General features: G+C 44.3%; 7 protein-coding genes. All 7 read left to right on the top strand.

Features of this window, described 5'->3' with window-relative positions; translation table 11 throughout:
• The first annotated feature begins 33 nt into the window (after positions 1-33).
• The 7 genes from NST34_RS09170 (at position 34) to NST34_RS09200 (ending at position 19,207) form a co-directional block, all read left to right on the top strand.
• The gene (locus NST34_RS09170) at positions 34-1,329 is read left to right on the top strand and encodes an ABC transporter substrate-binding protein (protein WP_143759572.1); all 1,296 of its coding nucleotides are present in this window, start codon (positions 34-36) and stop codon (positions 1,327-1,329) included.
• Positions 1,330-1,356: 27 nt separating this feature from the next.
• Complete coding sequence (locus NST34_RS09175) at positions 1,357-2,988, top strand: response regulator transcription factor (protein ID WP_341061648.1); 1,632 nt, start codon at positions 1,357-1,359, stop codon at positions 2,986-2,988.
• A gap of 99 nt (positions 2,989-3,087) precedes the next feature.
• Entirely contained in the window at positions 3,088-4,101 is a 1,014-nt protein-coding gene (locus NST34_RS09180; RefSeq protein ID WP_340968507.1) for an S-layer homology domain-containing protein, read from the top strand.
• A 143-nt stretch (positions 4,102-4,244) separates the two neighbouring features.
• Positions 4,245-9,401 carry an endo-alpha-N-acetylgalactosaminidase family protein gene (locus tag NST34_RS09185; protein WP_341127597.1) on the top strand — a complete coding sequence of 1,719 codons (5,157 nt, stop codon included), beginning with the start codon at positions 4,245-4,247 and terminating at the stop codon, positions 9,399-9,401.
• Between the two features lie 94 nt (positions 9,402-9,495).
• On the top strand, positions 9,496-13,461 hold the full coding sequence (locus tag NST34_RS09190; protein ID WP_341127598.1) for a family 20 glycosylhydrolase: 3,966 nt from the start codon (positions 9,496-9,498) through the stop codon (positions 13,459-13,461).
• Positions 13,462-13,557: 96 nt separating this feature from the next.
• The gene (locus NST34_RS09195) at positions 13,558-18,438 is read left to right on the top strand and encodes a discoidin domain-containing protein (protein ID WP_341127599.1); all 4,881 of its coding nucleotides are present in this window, start codon (positions 13,558-13,560) and stop codon (positions 18,436-18,438) included.
• Positions 18,439-18,487: 49 nt separating this feature from the next.
• Positions 18,488-19,207: a cohesin domain-containing protein gene (locus tag NST34_RS09200; RefSeq protein WP_341127600.1), complete on the top strand. Its 720-nt coding sequence runs from the start codon at positions 18,488-18,490 to the stop codon at positions 19,205-19,207.
• Positions 19,208-19,230: the final 23 nt, after the last annotated feature.

Consider the following 19,230-nt stretch of genomic DNA (forward strand, 5'->3'; position numbering starts at 1 on the left):
TAAACTTTTTTTCGAAGGCTGTGATTAATAGAAGTGAAAATAATACTCCGTGTGTCCTTAATAGGGATCATTTCTCTTATTTTTGTAGGTGGCTTCTTCTCTTTAAGTAAGTTTAGTCCCAAAGGAGGGGCAATAGAGCAACAACAGGGAAAGGTGAATCTGGATCAACCGATTAAAATAAAATTCGGCATGTGGGAAGCGAAGACAGATATCAAATTTTGGACGGAAAAAGTAAGAGACTACTCTAAAATTAAGCCTAATGTAACGGTTGAAGTAGAGACAATTCCCGATAATAGCGGTCAGTATTTAAAGGTTCGTTTAGCAGCCAATGATTTGCCGGATATTTTTTACCTGAAGCCAGATGACCTACTCACTTACAAAGCAGTACTTCTTCCACTGGATGGATTAACCGCAGCAAAAAACAATAAATATCCCGCTAGATTAGATCATTCCATTCTTGGTCTACCACTTGTATCCTTCTCTGAATATGTCTATTACCATCCAAGTATCTTTCAAGAGGCCGGCGTAGAGATTCCGCAAACGATGGATGAATTTATGGATGTGATGATGAAGATTAAAGCGCATGGCAAATATATTCCGATTGCGATTGGCGGGAAAGAGAATTGGACGTTCTATCCTTTCACTGAGTTTGGGCCGCCTCTACTATCCAAGGATGAAAATTATTTATCTTCAATCGCACAGACGAAACGCCCTTTTGGAAAAGGTTCTCCTTTCGAGAAAGCAGCAGTGATGATTAAGAAAATAGCAGAGAATGAACTAGCAGGGCCCGATGCACTCAATATTGGTGTGGATCAGGCAACGCTGCTGTTTCAAAATAATAAAGCGGCTATGCTTGCACTCGGTCAGTGGTATCTTAGAGATCATTTATCCAAAATGAAGGATGATAAAGATTTAGATGCGTTCACATTGCCCTGGAGAGAGACAACTTCAGAGCGTTTGCAGGCAATCACTATGCCAGATCAATATATGGCGATCAATAAAAACTCCAAAAATACGGAAGAAGTTAAAGCATTTTTGGAGTGGGTATTTAGCCGGGATGTTTACCAAGTGTATATTAATTATTCGCAAAATTCATCGACAGTGATCAATATTGAATCATTCCTGCCGTTCTTCAACAATGTTCAAGAGAAGCACCCCTTTGAGCCGTTTATGTACCTGGGGATCGATGAGAAGTTTGAAAAAGTAAAAAATGCCATACAGTTTGATGAAAAGAAGGCTGCACAAGAAATTTTTTCAGGTGCTGAGGTGTCCGATATTCAAGAAAAATTGAATGATGATTGGGAGATAGCGGTTGAGGCTTTGAGGTAATCCTATAGATCAATTATGGAGGGATTTATGATGAAATTTAAAGCTCTCATTGTTGATGATGAACCATTAGCTAGGTTAGCCCTCCGGGAGTATATATCCATTGCTTCGACCGATTTTGAGATTGCAGGGGAAGCAGGAGATGGTAAGGAGGCATTAAATATGCTGAAAATCCATCAGGATGTGGATCTAGTTCTGGCGGATATTCAAATGCCAAATATGAATGGAGTAGAGCTACTCGAAGCACTGAATAACACTACTTTTTCGAATCAACCGTTAACCATCATGCTTAGCGCATACGGAGATTATTCTTTTGTAAGAGATTCCTTTGTGCTCGGCGCCTTTGATTACATTGTTAAAGCCAAGTTAGATGAAACTTATATTGCACCGGTACTGACTAAGACTGTGGATGAATTGAAGCGGCGGCAAAGCTCCTCAAAGACAGTATCAACATTAGAAGACGTAGAAGCTTCGATCTGTTCCGTTCTGCATCGACTTTGCCTATCGGATTCTTTAGAAGTGACAGATGATGATATAACGCCTTCGTTGGAGCTTGTTCGAAAGCATATGGGGGAAAAAAATCTGGAGGTTGCGCTTCTTAGGCTATCAGATACCGTTCAATTTGAAGATTCACACCGTATGATTATGCAGACGATACGAACGGTAACGAATCGAAGTAGAAGTGAAGGGATCTGCAAAGTATGCAGATATGATGACAGGCATTATGTTTTGTTCTTCTCTTTTCCAGAGCAATGCAGCATCATCGCCATTCGTAGATTGACAGACATAATCTTGTCTGAGGTGAGCATGAGATTAAAGCAATTTATTAATTTGAAGCTTTCTATGGGCATCAGTGATATTGTGGATGGTCATCAGCAGTGGAACCGATTATTCCGCCAAGCTGAACGATTAGCAGGGTTGAGTTTCTACCAGGGGTACAATCGATTATATTATCCGGAAGCTGAAAGGCGTCCAGCTATTAAGGAAAGTGACTGGAAAGAGGCATGGTATTTGGCTAGAACCGAAATGCTGAAGTCATTAAGTGATCCGGATTTAATGAAATGGCAGGAGGTCTATGAACACTGCTGTAGCTTGTTGATTCAGCGATACCCTTGTTCACCTGAGCTTATCAAATCAGATGTAGTCGATATGACTTGGGAGGCAAGTGCATTAATTTATCAAAAAGGCGTTTCTTGGGAAAAGCTTCATGATAAGCTGCCTTATCCTATCACGGATCATATTTATAAGCAGGAAACCTGGGAGAATACGGTGCATTGGTGCCGACTGTTCTTGGAACATCTGCATCAAAAGCTGCATCCGAAAGATCAACCCAAGGAATGCTTTCTTAGCCCTGTTGTTGCTAAAACGAAAGAGCTCATAGAGAAAAACTTTAACGAAGATGTCCATTTGTCGAATATTAGTCAGATTGTCGGTGTAAGCGAGAGCTATTTAAGCAAACAGTTTTCCAAAGAAATAGGTGTTAATTTCATTCAGTTTCTGACGAATCTGCGAATCGAGAAGGCTAAAAAGGCGCTGGAGAGCGGAATGAAAATATACGAGGTTTCTGAGCAAGTAGGATACGTGAATCCAGAACATTTCAGTCGTATTTTTAAAAAAATCACAGGAATTAGTCCCTTAGCTTATCGCAGAGAGAATGAATAACAAAAATAATCAATGTTGAACAAAATAAATCATGTGTATCCGATTTCAAAATCCATATGATAGGGGGGAGTTAAAATTCACGGGTGAAGGGATGTTCTTATGAGACGCAAACGATTCACATTCGCACTAATCTGTACGTTATGTTCTTCCATGTGGTTGAGTACAGTCCATGCTGAAAAAGTCTCTGACTTCGAGATGCAGACATCAGCTACTGAATCTGCTAATTCTACGTTCACCGTTACATTAAAGGGGAAAGATATTCAAGACTTATACGCATATGAAGCTAAATTTAATTTTGACCCGAAAGTGCTTGAGATTGTAAAAGCAGAAACGAAGATCAAAGGCTTTTCTGTATCTCCAATCGTGAAAAACAATGAAATTACGATAGCCCATACCAAGATCGGAAATGTGAATGGTGAAAAGGGTAATTTGGACATTGCCACGATTACCTTTAAAGCTAAAAGGGCTGGTACAACTGCAGTAAAATGGACCGCATTAAAGGTTCTTGATCGTAATCTGAAAGATCAGGAATTCACCCCGAATCAATCCTCAACATTCACCAAGATTTTCAGCGATATCGTCTCACATTGGGCGAAGCAAGATATCATGGAAATGGTCACTAAAGGAATTGTTGAAGGCATGGATGCCGACAGCTTTGCCCCGAATAATAACATCACTCGCGCACAATTCGCAGCTCTTATAGCCAGAGCATTAGATCTTAAAGAAGGTTCTGGAGGTAATCCGTTTACGGATGTGAAATCAGGAGTTTGGTACGAAGATACGGTAAAGAAAGCTTATGCAGCCGGAATTATTAGTGGTTTGTCCAAGACGAAATTTGCTCCGGAAAAAAGCATTACTCGTGAAGAAATGACAACGATGCTGATGCGAGCGAAAGCTTATGCTTCCGGTGTAAAGGTCGATAGTATGGCCTCAGATTCCACCACTGCGTTTAAAGATGATAGTAAAATAAGCCCGTGGGCTAAAGCGTCGGTGGGCTTTGCCTTGAAATCTGGATTAATGAAAGGTAGAACTCAGACTACATTTGCACCAAAAGAATCTGCTACAAGAGCGGAATCAGCCGCTGTTATCAAGCGATTGTTAAATTCCAAGTAATACAAAAAAACATATAATGACGCACCTTCTTATGGAAGGAGGGCTCATTATGTCCTTGTGATGTCAAAAACATACAATTAAAGGAAATATGTGAATTGATAATGTTCATTCTACTTATATTTAAGTGAAAAGAGGTCGTAGAGATGAGAAAACGTTACAAAGCGGTTAGCTTGCTATTGACGTTGTTGCTAGGGGTACAGCTTGGCTTGCCATCGGCAGCCGTATTCGCGGCTCAAGAATCGGACGTGTATTTCAGAGATTACAATGATGGCAACATCGAGGGATGGGCTGCAGCTAAGGGGACCACTACTTTTTCGGCGGATCAAGGTGCTGTTAAGGCGGTGACACAAGGGGTTGTTATTTTAGCAGACCAAGATTCACCTCAGGTTGCCAATGCTGAATATGAGGTGAAGTTAAAATTTAGTCAGCCTGCCACACGATTTGGACTGGTCTACCGATTCGTCGATAGCAATAACTACAATGTTATCCAATATGATGCGGGTTCTTGGGGCTGGGATGCAATGAAAGGAGGGACGGAATCGTATGGAAATATTACGGCTCCTAGTTTTACCTTTGCTGCTGACCAACAGTATACCCTCAAATTGCGCTATGAGAAAGGTAGCGTAGCTTTATCGATCGATGGCAATAACGTGCTTACGACGAGTCTTCCCTCATTATCGACAAGTGCAGGGAAGATTGGACTACGCAGCTGGTTTAATAACAAGACCCTATGGATTGACGATGTGAAGGTAACTCCAATTGTATCCACTGATCCAGTACCGAGGCCGATTACGATTACTGAAACTCTAAGCTCTGACACCATGAAGGTTGAAATCGATAAAGAGTTCCCTCGGGTTAAACAATACACATGGTTAGACAGCGGCGCGGAAATGTATGGACAGTTAAATGGATTTAATGAGATAAAAATCAACGAGAAGTCCTATTTCATAGTCGCTTCTGATTTTAGTAAAAAAGCAGCAGATGCCACTCATGGTGAGTCTGCAGCCTACACGCTTCAGATTCCAGAAATTAAAGTGAATCTCAAAGTTGAAATGGAGGTTCAGGATAACATTCTTCAGTTCAAAGTGGCCAGCATTGAAGAGAATGGTACTGAAAAAGTAAGAACGATCGAATTCCCTGATCATGACCTTGTCTCTGTAATTGGAACCCAGCCTACAGCGCAGGAAACGGCTGTCCGGATAACTGGGGGCTGGAACGTTGTACAGGACGAATTTAACGATCTTAAGACAGGAGTAGCAGACGTGAGTGGGGGTCGTGCATACGCATTCGTTAACTCCGACGTCTTAGCTGCGAGTGTAATCACCAATGTAGTAAATGGTTTTGATAAGGTACGTATTAAGGTAGGCGATGATACAGCACTCCATACGAAGAAAGCAGCGTTATCAGGAGGCTCATGGGTTTATCGTGGAAGTACTGTGCTTGATCCGGAGCCACTGCCTTGGGCTAAGGTTGTACTGACTCCAGATGCGAATGGAGACAAAGTTGTTGACTGGCAAGATGGAGCTATTGTATATCGTCAGAATACGGATGCTCCAACCGGCAGTGAAATGATAAGGGACAATATCTCTTATATCAGCATGAACATCGGATCTACTACAACTTCTCCGTTCTTGCGTGCTTTTGATAATGCGAAGAAGATCTCTAATCTCACGGATGGCTTTGGACAGCTGATTCTATTCAAAGGATATCAAGCGGAAGGTCATGATGACTCTCACCCAGATTACGGCGGTCATATCGGTATCCGTCAGGGTGGAGTGAAGGATTTTAATTATATTTTGAGTGAAGGAAAGAAATACAATATCCGCGGCGGTGTACACATTAACGCAACAGAATACGCGCTGGATGCTTTCGGCACCAAAATGGAAAATATGAATCAGCCATTGAGTAAAGGTTGGGGCTGGCTGGATCAAACATTCTATGTTAACAAAACCAAAGATGTGGAATCCGGTGAATTAAAAAGACGTCTGGATATGCTGAAAAGCGACACAGGCGACAACCTATCGTTTGTATATGTGGATGTATATGATGGTGCCGATTACAATGCGAAGAAACTCGCAGATTATATCAACGGTAACGGCTGGATGCTCGGAACAGAATTTGCAGGACCTCTGTTTGAGCAGGCAGCTTGGGTTCATTGGGGAACAGATCCGGGGTACCCGAACCAAGGTGACGATAGCAAGGTTACCCGTTTCCTACGGAATCAATCGCTGGATGGCTTCTTAACAACCCCTTTACTGAAAGGGAATAAGCAGGTAGGGGTGGGTTACTGGCAGAACAGTGCTCCATTCTACAGCTACCAATCAACTAGTGCGGCATTCTTCAATCACAATCTACCAACAAAATATATGCAGCATTTCCCGATCATCAAGATGACCGATAACCGTATTGATTTTGAAAAGAAGGTTGTAGTTGAACGTAAGCAGGACGGTAAGATCCATTTAAGTAAGGATGGTCGTGAAATCGCTATCATGACAGATAGCAGCAACATTAGTGACAGTACGGTCTTTATTCCATGGAGTCCTGAGACAGAAGATAAAATCTATCACTGGAATCCAGCGGGTGGCCAAACGACTTGGAGTCTTCCAGACTCATGGAGTAACGTAACGACGGCACAGTTATATAAGCTGACAGATTTAGGACGTGAGCATGTTGGCAGTGTAGAAGTAACTGGAGGTAAAGTCACACTTACCGCGCAGCCGGGGATTGGTTATGCCCTGTATAAGACAACAGCTGCTGAAGAGCCGGAAATGGTATGGGGCGAAGGGAGTTCGGTAAAGGACCCGGGCTTTGACAGCCAAACATTCGGTAGCTGGAAGAAATCTTCCACAGCTGCAAGTGATGATCACATTAAATTTGTGAAGAACAGTAACGCCGATGACCAGCTTCAAGTGAAGGGTCCTGGTGATGCAGTAATTCAGCAGGAGATTACCGGACTTACACCGGGCAAGATGTATTCTGCATCAGTATGGGTGAAAGTAGATGGGAAACGCACCGTGGAAATCGGTGTGAAGCAAGGGGCTGACAAGGTTGTCAATACACTGGATAACACAGAGCATGGCTTTTTAGCCCAGCAGCATAAATATGTGAGCACGAACTTCCAGCGGATTAAGGTTACCTTTGATGCGGTTAGTGAGACCGCCAATCTCTATTTGAATGTAGAAGATGGAAGTTCGACTGTAACCTTTGACGATGTAAGGGTATGGGAGAATCCAACCAAAACCGACGTTGGTAATTCTGTATTATTCGAGGATTTCGAGAACGTTGATGAGGGCTGGGGCCCCTTTGTTTATTCTAAAATAGGTCCAGTTCGTACGCATTTAGTTGAAAAAGGCGACAATCAGATCATGAATTATGTTCTGGATGGTAATTGGTCGCTTAAAACGAATGAAGAAGCAACCGGTGAATGGCTGCGTACATTGCCTCACACGCTCCGAATGAAGGAGGATAACCGCTACCATCTGACGATGGACTACAACTCGGATGAGACGGATATGTACACAGTGGCTATTCGAGTGAAGGAGAATGGGGTAGTTCGTGATCTGGTTAGTGAGAATTTGAAAGAAGGACGCAGTACGCTGGATCTGTCTTTTACAACCGAAGGGGTGAAAGATGCCTATCTGGCCATTATCAAAAACAAGCTGAACAGTCAGAAGGAGTTAACCGGTACGCTGGTGGTCGATAACATTCGCGTCGATGATGAGGGTGCGATCGTTCCGGAGGAAGGTGTACTTGTTTCGACTATTACACTAACGCCAAATAAGATGGATCTGAACAAAGGACAGTCAAGCACTGTTAGCGCTCAGGTAAAACCAGCAAATGCTCAGGACCGGACACTGCTCTGGACTTCTGACCATCCGGAAATTGTATCGGTGGATCAGGCCGGAAAAGTTACTGCACTTCAAGCGGGAACAGCCATCATTACTGCTACCGCAATGGATGGAAGTAAAAAAAGTGCAACCTCGACGATTAATGTGTATATGCCTAACACGCAAATTCCACAATCGCAAATTACTGCAACGGCGAGTAGCTTCCAGCCTGGAGGTGAAGCGAGTCTTGCACTCGATGGAGATATGTCTACAATCTGGCATACGAAATGGACCCCGGCACACTTACCGGAATCCATTACTTTGGACCTCGGAGGTAAATATAACATTAATCAATTCAATTATTCACCTAGAGTATCTGGAACCAATGGAACGATTACAAGCTATAACCTGTACACGAGTGTTGACGGAACGAATTTCACAAAAATTGCAGATGGATCATGGTCCCTCGATCAGACCACAAAAATTGTTCGCTTTACAGCTGTAGAAGCAACACATTTGAGACTTGAGGCTATAGAAGGCGTGGGTACCTTCGCATCTGCTGCAGAACTCAATGTGTTCAAGACGGAGGATGAGGCAGAGGTAGTAAAAGTCACAGGCATCGCTATGGATAAAGAACAGCTAGAGATTAAAGTAGGCAGCACGGGCGAATTGAACGCTGTAATAGAGCCTCTGAATGCTTCGAATAAAAAAGTACTCTGGAGCAGCAGTGATGAAGCTGTAGCAACCGTTGAACAGCAAGAAGGTCATGCTCTAGTTAAGGGATTGAAGGTAGGCGAAACCGTAATTACGGCAACAACAATGGATGGGGGCTTCTCTGCGACCAGCCGAGTTATCGTAACAGAAACAGACGGTGAGTTAAAAGCTTCCTCTACTTTGACAGCGCCAAGTCAAGTTCAGCCAGGAGAAGTGTTCAAAGTTCAATATGGACTACGGAATCTATCTGATAAGATTTTTGCGCAGGACATCGCCCTAGAGTATGCCGCGGATGTTATGGAATTCGTTGAGGCGCGTTCGTTAATTAGTGGGGTAAGCGTTATTGATTCAATCAACAGCACCCCAGGTAAACTTCGCTTTATTGTAGCAAGTGAAGGTGCGACCCATGGAATTAGTAACAGTGCAGATGTCCTCGAATTAACCTTTAAAGCGAAGGATGTTAACCAAACGGTAAATGGGGCAATCGCCGTTAAGAGTTCAATCATTTCAGATGATCAGGGTAAAGAAATTTCGGCAGCGATCTCTTCCGTAAATATCGAGATTGGTAAGAAAGGAACGCAAGGCGACATCAACGGTGACGGTAAAATAACGATCGGGGATCTGGCGATGGTTGCAGCGCAGTATGGCAAGACTTCAGCAAGCCCTGATTGGGAGAAAGCGAAGAAAGCAGATATTGACGGTGACGGCAAAGTCGGATTGGAAGATTTGGTTATTGTAGCACGCAAAATTGTAGAGTAATCAAAGTCATAGGCCAGGTACATGTGTGAGTAACTAAACATGATGTACCTGGTTTTTTTCAAAATTGATGATTTGACTAGTAGGAGGATGACAGATGAAAAAATGGTTGTACGGCTTTACAGTTTTTTGTCTAGTGCTTTACTCTACTCCACTACCATTTGCAGCAGCGGCTGAAGCAGAGAATGCTAAACCAAAAGTGATACCAAGTTTACAAGAGTGGACTGGCGGTAGTGGTTCTTTCAAGATGACGGACAGTTCCAAAATCGTAATTCCCACGAGTGAATGTTTATGCGAACTACCAGCTACGGCAGAGGTCTTTCAAGAGGATCTTAAAGAATTAACAGGGTACGATTTACCGATTGTCCAAAATAAGCCTGCTTCAAAAGGTGACTTCCTGCTTAGGCTCGATAAGTCAGCTGATGAATCAATTGGTAAAGAAGGCTACTACTTTGAAGTTGGCGATTACGTGGAAATACATGCAAACACCGAGACCGGTGTGTTCTATGGAACAAGAACGGCACTACAAATTTTGGAGCAAGATCCTGAGAAGGCAAGCATTGTAAAAGGGGTAGCGAAGGATTTCCCTAAGTATGGAGAACGCGGTTTTATGCTTGATGTAGGACGCAAGTTTTTCACGATAGACTTCCTGAAGGATTACGCCAAATTTATGTCCTATTACAAAATGAATGATTTCCAGCTCCATCTGAACGATAACGAGATTTTTAAGGATAACAGCAGGGAGCATTGGAACAAATATACGGCTTTCCGTTTAGAAAGTACCAAGTATCCGGAATTAACGGCAAAGGATGGACACTACACGAAACAGGATATGCGTGAATTGCAGGACATCGCCAAAATACGGGGGCTTAACATCACGCCGGAAATTGATACCCCCAGCCATGCTCTTTCATTTACAAAGGTTAGACCAGATCTGGTTAAGGATAATTTGCCTGTCGATCATCTGGATATTACACGTCAGGAAACGGTCGATTTCATCAAGGATGTGTGGGACGAATATTTAGATGGGGAATGGTTTGATTCAGAAACGGTTCATTTTGGAGGCGATGAATTCGCACCTAATGATCGGACTACTTTTGAGAAGTATCGCGAGTTTTTGAACACGATGAACGAACACTTAAAGAGCAAGGGAAAGAAATCAAGAATGTGGGGCAGCTTGAATGCATTCCCGGGTACCACGGTAGTAGATAAGGATATAGCCGTAAACGCCTGGAATAACGGTTGGCAAGATCCGGTAGCATCGGTGAGAGATGGATTCAAAATTATCAATACGGTGGATTCCACACTCTACATTGTACCGAAAGCTGGATATTACCATGATTATCTGGATTCTCAGTGGTTGTTTAATAACTGGGACCCAACGAACTTTGGTGGAAATACGAAGCTGCAGGAAGGTGAGCCGAACCTGCTCGGTGCGATGTTTGGGGCTTGGAACGATATGATGGGCAAGAAAGTAAGTGAGGCGGACGTCCACGATCGTGTGAAGAAAGCGATGCCTGTCCTTGCAGAAAAGATGTGGAGAGGCCAGTCCACGGACAGCACATTCACCGAGTTCCAGCAGTTGTCAGCGAAGCTAGGCGAAGGTCCTGGAACGAATTTATTACATGAAGTGAATACGGTCACTGATCTTGTTGTTCATTATCCATTTGAAGAAGGCGCGCAGAGAGTCTCTGATCAGTCCGGAAATTCCTATAATGCTACATTAGGTGCTGGCGTTACTCGCGTGGATGATGGAAAAACAGGAAAAGGCGTACGGTTTGCAGGGACTTCAGATCATATTCAAACACCGCTGCAAATAAAGGGCTTCCCTTGGACGGTCTCCACGTGGGTTAAGCTTGATGATCAACAAGAATCAGATGAAAAAATACTGATGGAATCCGAATTTGGTGCAATTAAGCTGAAGCAGAAAGGGACACCAAATGCCGGATTCACCCGAGAGGGCTATGATTACAGCTTTAATGCAGCGATTCCTGTTGGGCGCTGGGTACATGTTGCCTTCAGAGGAGATCTAAATGGAACTTCTCTGTATATTGATGGAGATCTAAAAGGCTCTGTTGCTGTAACGACAATGCTACCTGCGGCTATAATCGGCAGTTCATCCAAAGCATTCACTGGACTACTGGATGAATTCAAGATTTTTAATCGGGTACTATCAGGAAAAGAAATTGCGGAGGAAGCAGGATCACCCGCTTGGACCATCAATTTAGCTGCTCACAAAACAGCAGTAGCTTCTTCCGTCGAAGTACCTCAATTTCCGGCTAGTCTTGTAGTGGATGAGGTTGATACGGGAGCTTCTCGCTGGTCCTCCAAATATACCGACAACGAGTGGATCTATGTTGATTTAGGCCAAAGTACTGACATTAGCAAGGTTATTTTCAAATGGGAAAGTGCTTATGCCAAAGGCTATAAAGTTCAAGTATCCGATAATGCGGAGAACTGGCGGGACGTTTACACGACTAACGCTGGCGTTGGCGGAGTAGAGATTGTCAAATTCCCAACTGAACAAGCGAGATATGTCCGAATGTTAGGTACGAAGCGAGTGGGAACCTATGGTTACTCCATGTATGAATTTGAAGTCTACGCTCCTAACCCAGAGGATCCTGTAGAAGTTCCAGCGCCTGTGAGATATTCAGCGAGCTTTGAGAATAACTCGCTCGAAGGCTGGGAGCATGTCATCGGTAAAGGTGTCGGACGTATGGAGCTTGTAGAAGCACCTGATCAAGCGGGTGAGCATGCCGTTAAGTTCACCTCCAACAGTGTAAATAATCTGTTTATCGATCAGCAATCTCCGAGCATTGGAGATGGTGAGATCGAGTTTAAGATTACGCCGCAGAGTGATGTTATACGAACGGGTGTTATTTTGCGCTATGTCAATAATGATGATTGGGCTTCTATAGGCTTTGATCAAGGTGCTTGGTACTGGGTGAACGCTCAGGATTCGTACGGTTTATTGAGCAATGCTCAGGCCGCCAAATTGAAAAAAGGCACAACATCGACCGTAAAAGTGAAGTTTGAAGGGAAACATGTAACGCTGATTATCAATGGAACGACTTATTTCGATGATGCTATTGCACAGATCCCAACAGACGCTGGGAAAATGGGGGCTAGAGTTTTCGGTCCTTCAGTTACCGTGTTTGATAATTTTATGTACAGCAATAACGTTCCTGAAGTTCCGGTAACCGGTATCAAGCTGGATAAAACTGAAATTTCGATGAAGGCCGGAGAAACACAAACGCTGAGTGCTTCCCTTCAACCGGGGAATGCAACGAATAAACAGGTGACCTGGAATAGCAGCGATGAAGCTATTGCGACTGTTCAAGTTCAAGGCGGGAAAGCTGTCGTGACTGCGTTAAAGGCAGGAACCGCTGATATTACTGCAACTACCGTATCCGGAGGACATAAAGCGGTGAGTAAGATTACAGTGGCTAGGGAGGTTCCAGGTGAAGTGGCAACAAGTTTAGCTGCTCCGAAAAGCGTTCCTTATGGTCAGAATTTCGACATAACCTTAGGTCTCCACAATGTTACAAAGGCGGTGTACGCCCAAGATATCACGATTGAATTCGACGCTTCACTAATGGATTATGTATCCGCTAATGCGTTGGTGGACGGCGTGAGTATCCTTGAGACGAAGAATACAGAAGGCACTGTACGTCTGATTCTGGCTAGCCAAGGTTCAGGGAGTGCGATTAAAGGGGATGTTGATGTAGCTAAGATTACCTTTAAGGCTAAGGATCTGACAGAACCCCAAACCGGACGTATTACTGTAAAGCGTGCAACGCTTGGGGATAGCGATGGACAGGAAATAAGCGCAGCCACTTCCTCGGCTCAGGTGGAGTTTACAACAACAGTGCCAGAACCTTCTAAGGATTTGAATGGTGATGGCAAAGTCAGCATCGGCGATCTGGCTATTGTCGCAGCTAACTACGGAAAGAGTTCTGCAGACCCAGATTGGGATAAGGCGAAACGGGCAGACATCAATAGTGACGGCAAGGTCGATCTGACGGACCTGGTGCTTATAGCTAAAGACATTGTTATCGAATAACAATAGCAACTTGAATCCAAGCGGCAAGACAAGGAACTCAAACTACAGTGGAGGCTGTATCCTGTCTTGCCGCTTCATTTGAATGGAGGGAATGGATTGAGATCAATTTATAATCGCTTTAGTATGTGGATGCTGGCATTGATGATCCTTATGGTTACAGGGCTCATGATTCGCCCGGAAACCGCCCATGGTGCTTCCGTTGGTAACATTTCTGACTTCGTAAAGAAAGATAATAACACGTTTGAGATTACGTCAGGCTCTGACAAGATTAAAGTGATTTTTCAGCGGGAGGATATGTTCCGGATTTGGCTTGGTGTGAATGGGCAATTCAAGGAATTGACAGGAAAAAGCGCGGAAAAGCCGATCGAGCCAATCGTCATCAAGGATGATTTCGGACCTGTTAACGTAAAGTGGTCTGATGAAGGTACGTATTACAAGATGGAAACAGGAAAATTCGTGCTGAGAGCCTACAAAAATCCGTTAAAATTCGCCATGTACAAAAGTGACAACCAAACGGTGGTGTGGGAAGAATCTGCTAGCTTGAACTATAACGGACAGTCAGCCTCACAACAGCTTATCCGGGGTGAGGATGAATATTTCTACGGCGGCGGTATGCAGAATGGATTCTTCAATCATCGTGATCGCAAAATTACCATCGCTAACAACTATGGGGATTGGGGAAGCGGCACGGTTTCGAATCCTGCACCATTCTACTTGAGTACTGCAGGATACGGAGTGCTTCGAAACACTTTTCAAAGCGGTACTTATGATTTTGATTCGACCGTCAAGCTGACGCATAACGAAAATCGGTTTGATGCTTATTATTTCTACGGTGAGACAATGAAAGATATTTTGAACGCTTATACAGATCTTACAGGTAAACCATCCTTGATTCCTCGTTGGGGTATGGGGCTTGGTGATGCGGATTGTTACAACAGAGATCCAGAAAAGACCTCCGATGTCGTTAACCTTATTGCTAAAAAATATCGGGAAAATGATATGCCTGGAGCCTGGATTTTGCCGAATGATGGATACGGTTGCGGTTATACGGATCTAGGCAACACCGTTGACGAATTACATAAGGAAGGTTTCTATACCGGACTATGGACTCAAAATGGTGTTGATAAAATCGCGCAAGAAGTTGGTGTAGAGGGTACAAGGCTGGCTAAACTCGACGTTGCCTGGGTGGGACCTGGATACGATTTCGCCCTGGGTGCCAGCAAACAGGCGTTTACAGGAATTGAAGATAACTCTGACGACAGAGGTTATGTCTGGTCCGTTGGTGGATGGGCAGGTACCCAGCGATATTCTACCGTCTGGTCCGGAGATCAGTCGGGAAACTGGGAGTATATTCGATTTCATATCCCGTCGATGATCGGGGCAGGGCTATCTGGGATGCCGTACTCAACCGGAGATATTGATGGGATTTTCGGAGGAAGCGCTAAAACCTACGTTCGAGACTTACAGTGGAAGATCTTCACTCCAATCCTGATGAACATGTCTGGTTGGTCAGCCAAAGATAAGCAGCCTTGGGTATGGGGAGAACCTTATACGAGCTATAACAGGGATGCTTTGAAGCTAAGACAGCAATTGACACCATACTTGTATACCTATCTCAATGAGTCTTACGAGTCCGGAGCTCCGATCATGCGGGGAATGATCTATTCTTATCCGAATGATCCGAACTCCAAAGGAACTTTAACACAGTATCAATTCATGTCTGGGGAATCGTTCCTGGTTGCGCCAGTATATACCGACACGACTATGCGAAACGGAATATATCTTCCGAAAGGAAAATGGATCGATTACTGGACAGGAGAAGAACATTACGGTTCAAAAATGTTAGACGAATACAATGCTCCACTGGATCGCTTGCCGCTTCTAGTAAAGGGCGGGGCTATCATCCCGATGTATCCTGAATCGTTATACGACGGTCAGGTTCCTCCTGATCCAATTACTTATGATATTTATCCTTATAAATCGTCAAGCTTTACGATGTATGAAGATGATGGTATATCGAAGGAGCATCGTACAGGCAAATTTGCCAAAACATTAATAACCTCCACCGCTCCTGAGCAAGGGAGTGGAGACTTGATTATCAAGGTTGGAGCAAGCGTAGGTGACTATAAAGGCAAATTGGAGTCACGTAAGAATCAGTTTACAATCCACATGCCAGATCACCCGGAGGCTGTTTCTGTAGATGGAACATCCTATCCTGAATTGCAGTCCAAAGCAGCATGGGATGGCGCAACAAGTGGCTGGTACTATGCTAAGCAAGATAAAGGCGGCATCCTGTACATTAAAACATCATCCATATCCACTGATAAGGAATTTGTTGTGAAAGTCGCAGGCTTTACAGCAGATACGACTCCACTAGTAGATGCTGTCAAAATTGAGCTGCCTCAGGTGGACACAGACCCAAGTCGTATTCCGCAGGAAGATATGATTGCAACTGCAACGAATGCGGCTTCGGATACGCCGGCAGCTAATGTGCTGGATGGCAGCTATGAATCGATATGGCTTTCTTCAGCAAATGCTGGAAGTAAGCAGAGCATCACTTTAGACCTGGGGATTAAACAGTATGTGAATAAAATGAAATACTTGCCACGACAGTACGGTGGCAAAGATGGCACAATTACAGGTTACAAGCTGTATACGAGTATGGATGGAACCAACTATACGCTCGTAAGCAGTGGACAATGGAATGATGACAAACTAGAGAAGACGGTGAATTTTGATACAGTTGAAGCTGTTTTTGTGAAACTTGAAGCGACAGAAGCTGTTGGGGGTGTCGTATCTGCTGCAGAGATCAATCTGTATCGTGATCTATCACAGCCTTCACCGACAGTGATACCTAAAAATGAGATGACAGCCTCAGCGAAAAGCTTTCAGCCTGGTGCGGAAGCAGCTAAAGCGATTGATGGGGACCGGAATTCCGCATGGCATACGAAATGGGATGGATCCGATAAGCTCCCGCAATCCATCATTCTCGATTTAGGTAAGGTTCGCAATGTTAGCCAATTCCGGTATGCACCACGTCTGGATGCTGGGAACGGAACCATTACCTCATACAACCTTTACGTCAGCACAGATGGAGAAGCATATACGAAGGTATCCAGTGGTACCTGGCTCAGAAACAACTTGAAAAAATACATCCTTTTCGATAGTGTTTCCGCCCGCTATGTGAAGCTTGAAGCAGCTGTTGCACTTGGAGGGTTCGCTTCGGCTTCGGAGGTCGATGTCTATGAGGCGCCGAAGGCAGCTCCTGAAGTTCGATTGATTTCAGAAGGTAAACCTGCTACAGCGGACAGTGAGGATCAAGCGCATCCGGCTGGCCTCGCTAATGATGGGAATGTGGACACATTCTGGTCAGCAGCGGATAAGAACAATAGCCATAGCTGGACGGTTGATCTCGGTATGATGCATTCCATTAAATCCTCCGAAGTTTCTTTTGAACACAGTAACAAGGCTTATCAGTACAAAATTGAAGTTCGGGAAACCGCGAACTCCAATTGGATTACAGTAACGAATCGAACGAATAATCAGGAAACTGGCACCATTCAGGATACATTTGGAAGCCAGGGTAGATTCGCTAGAATTACGATCACCGGACTGCCTGATGCTCAATCAAAGGCTGCTATTCGTGAATTCAAGCTGTTCGGCATCCCGCTGGAAGACGGACAGAAGGTTACTGGCATAAAGCTTGACCGTGAGACACTCTCACTTAAGGCGTTGGACGCACCGGTTCAATTGAAAGCGAGCATTGAGCCTGAGAATGCCGGTAATAAGACAGTTAAGTGGGTAAGCAGCGATCCTGGTGTTGCCAGCGTGGACAGTAAGGGAATGGTCACACCAAAAGGGCAGGGTACGACATCGATTACCGCGACGACGGAAGAAGGCGGATTTACAGCAACAAGTGTGGTGACGGTTACTGGACAGAGCAACCTAACCGAAATTCCGCAAAGTCAAATGAGTGCAGAAGCTACGAGCTATGAAGCAGGCGAAAACGATCCGAATTTGGCATTGGACGGCGATCCGGATACACATTGGCATACGAAGTGGTTTAACGTTGATCCACTTCCGCAGTCGATAATGGTGAATCTGGGCGGAAAGTATACCATCAGCAAGCTAGGATACTTACCTCGGCCGGATGAAGGCAATGGCACAATTACTGCTTACAACGTGTACACAAGCACCGATGGTGTGAATTACACGCTCATGACAAGCGGGAACTGGCTGCGAAGCAAACAGCTCAAGGAAGTGAATTTCGCTCCGGTGGAAGCGACTCACATTAAGCTGGAAGCTGTAAAAGGCGTGGGTGAATTCGCATCCGCAGCCGAGATTACAGTGTATCAAGTGCAGCAGGAAACGGCTCAAGTGCAAGCCGTATTGAGTGCTGATGCATCCGTTACTTCCGGCAAGCCTTTTGTTGTCCGGTATGATGTGAACAATATCTCCGGGAAGGTATTTGCACAGGACATCACCATTCAGTACGATGCTGACCGCATGGATTATGTGTCCGCTAAATCACTGATCCAAGGTGTTGCGATTGTTGAAGAGACAATTAAAACACCTGGAAAGCTTCGTTTGATTATGGCGAGTGAAGGTGCGGAATACGGATTAAGCGGAAATCAACAAATTGCCGAGCTGACATTCCAGGCAAAAGAAGTATCTGAGACGGTTACCGTTAATATCAGCGTGTCAGAGGTACTGCTTGGTGATGAAGACGGAGCAGAGACCGCAACTGCACCAGCTACAATCTCTGTAAAAGTGAAACCAGAACAAACAGGAATATCAGGCGATCTTAACGGCGACGGAAAAGTCAGCATTGGTGACCTGGGTATCGTTGCTGCACACTACGGCAAAGATTCATCAAGTCCTGATTGGCAGCAAGCGAAGCGTGCGGATATGAATGGTGACGGTAAGATCGATATTACAGATCTTGCTCAATTAGCGAAACAAATCGTAACTCAATAACACACGCTAACATCCTGAACAAAATTTAAAAGATGAAGGTGAGAAGAATTTGAACAATAGTCGATGGTACAAAAAGGCGGTAATGATGACCATTATCGCCGTGGTTTTAAGCTGTGTATCTTTTACGAATCCTGTAGTGAACGCAGATGCATCTGATCCTATGCCTTCAGCTACTTTAGTAGGGAGTAAGAAGGTTGTTATGCCGGGGGAGTCTTTTACCGTGAAGTATGGGATCACCAGTGTCTCCAGTGATGTGTATGCACAGGACATTACCTTTGAATTTGATCCGGCTGTCATGGAATACCTTCCAGATTCAATTCGCTCACTGCAGGAAGGCGTAATTATTATCAATGAACCATCTACAAGTACTCCCGGTAAGCTAAGGGTTCTCTTGGCAAGTTTGGGTAGTCAGTATCCGATTACTAGCGATGCTGAAATTGTTGAACTTGGTTTCAAAGCAGCAGATGTAATACAAGACACAGAGGGAGTTATCCGGCTTACTCAAGCGATAATAAGTGACAGTCAAGGGGAAGAATCCGTGCTCCAATCGACATCCTTAACCATTCAGATCACAGTAAATACGGAATTACCTGGAGATTTAAACGGCGATGGCAAAGTGAGTATCGGCGATTTAGGAATCATGGCTGCCCATTACGGTAAGGATTCCTCCAGTCCAGATTGGAGTAAGATTAATCACGCAGATCTGAACAAGGACGGCAAAATAGATATTGCTGATCTTGCTGCACTTGCGAAAAAGATTGTGGAGTAGTAGGTTGCCTCATTTTTACAATC

This window comes from Paenibacillus sp. FSL H7-0714, from assembly GCF_038003765.1.
GTDB lineage: Bacteria > Bacillota > Bacilli > Paenibacillales > Paenibacillaceae > Paenibacillus_AQ.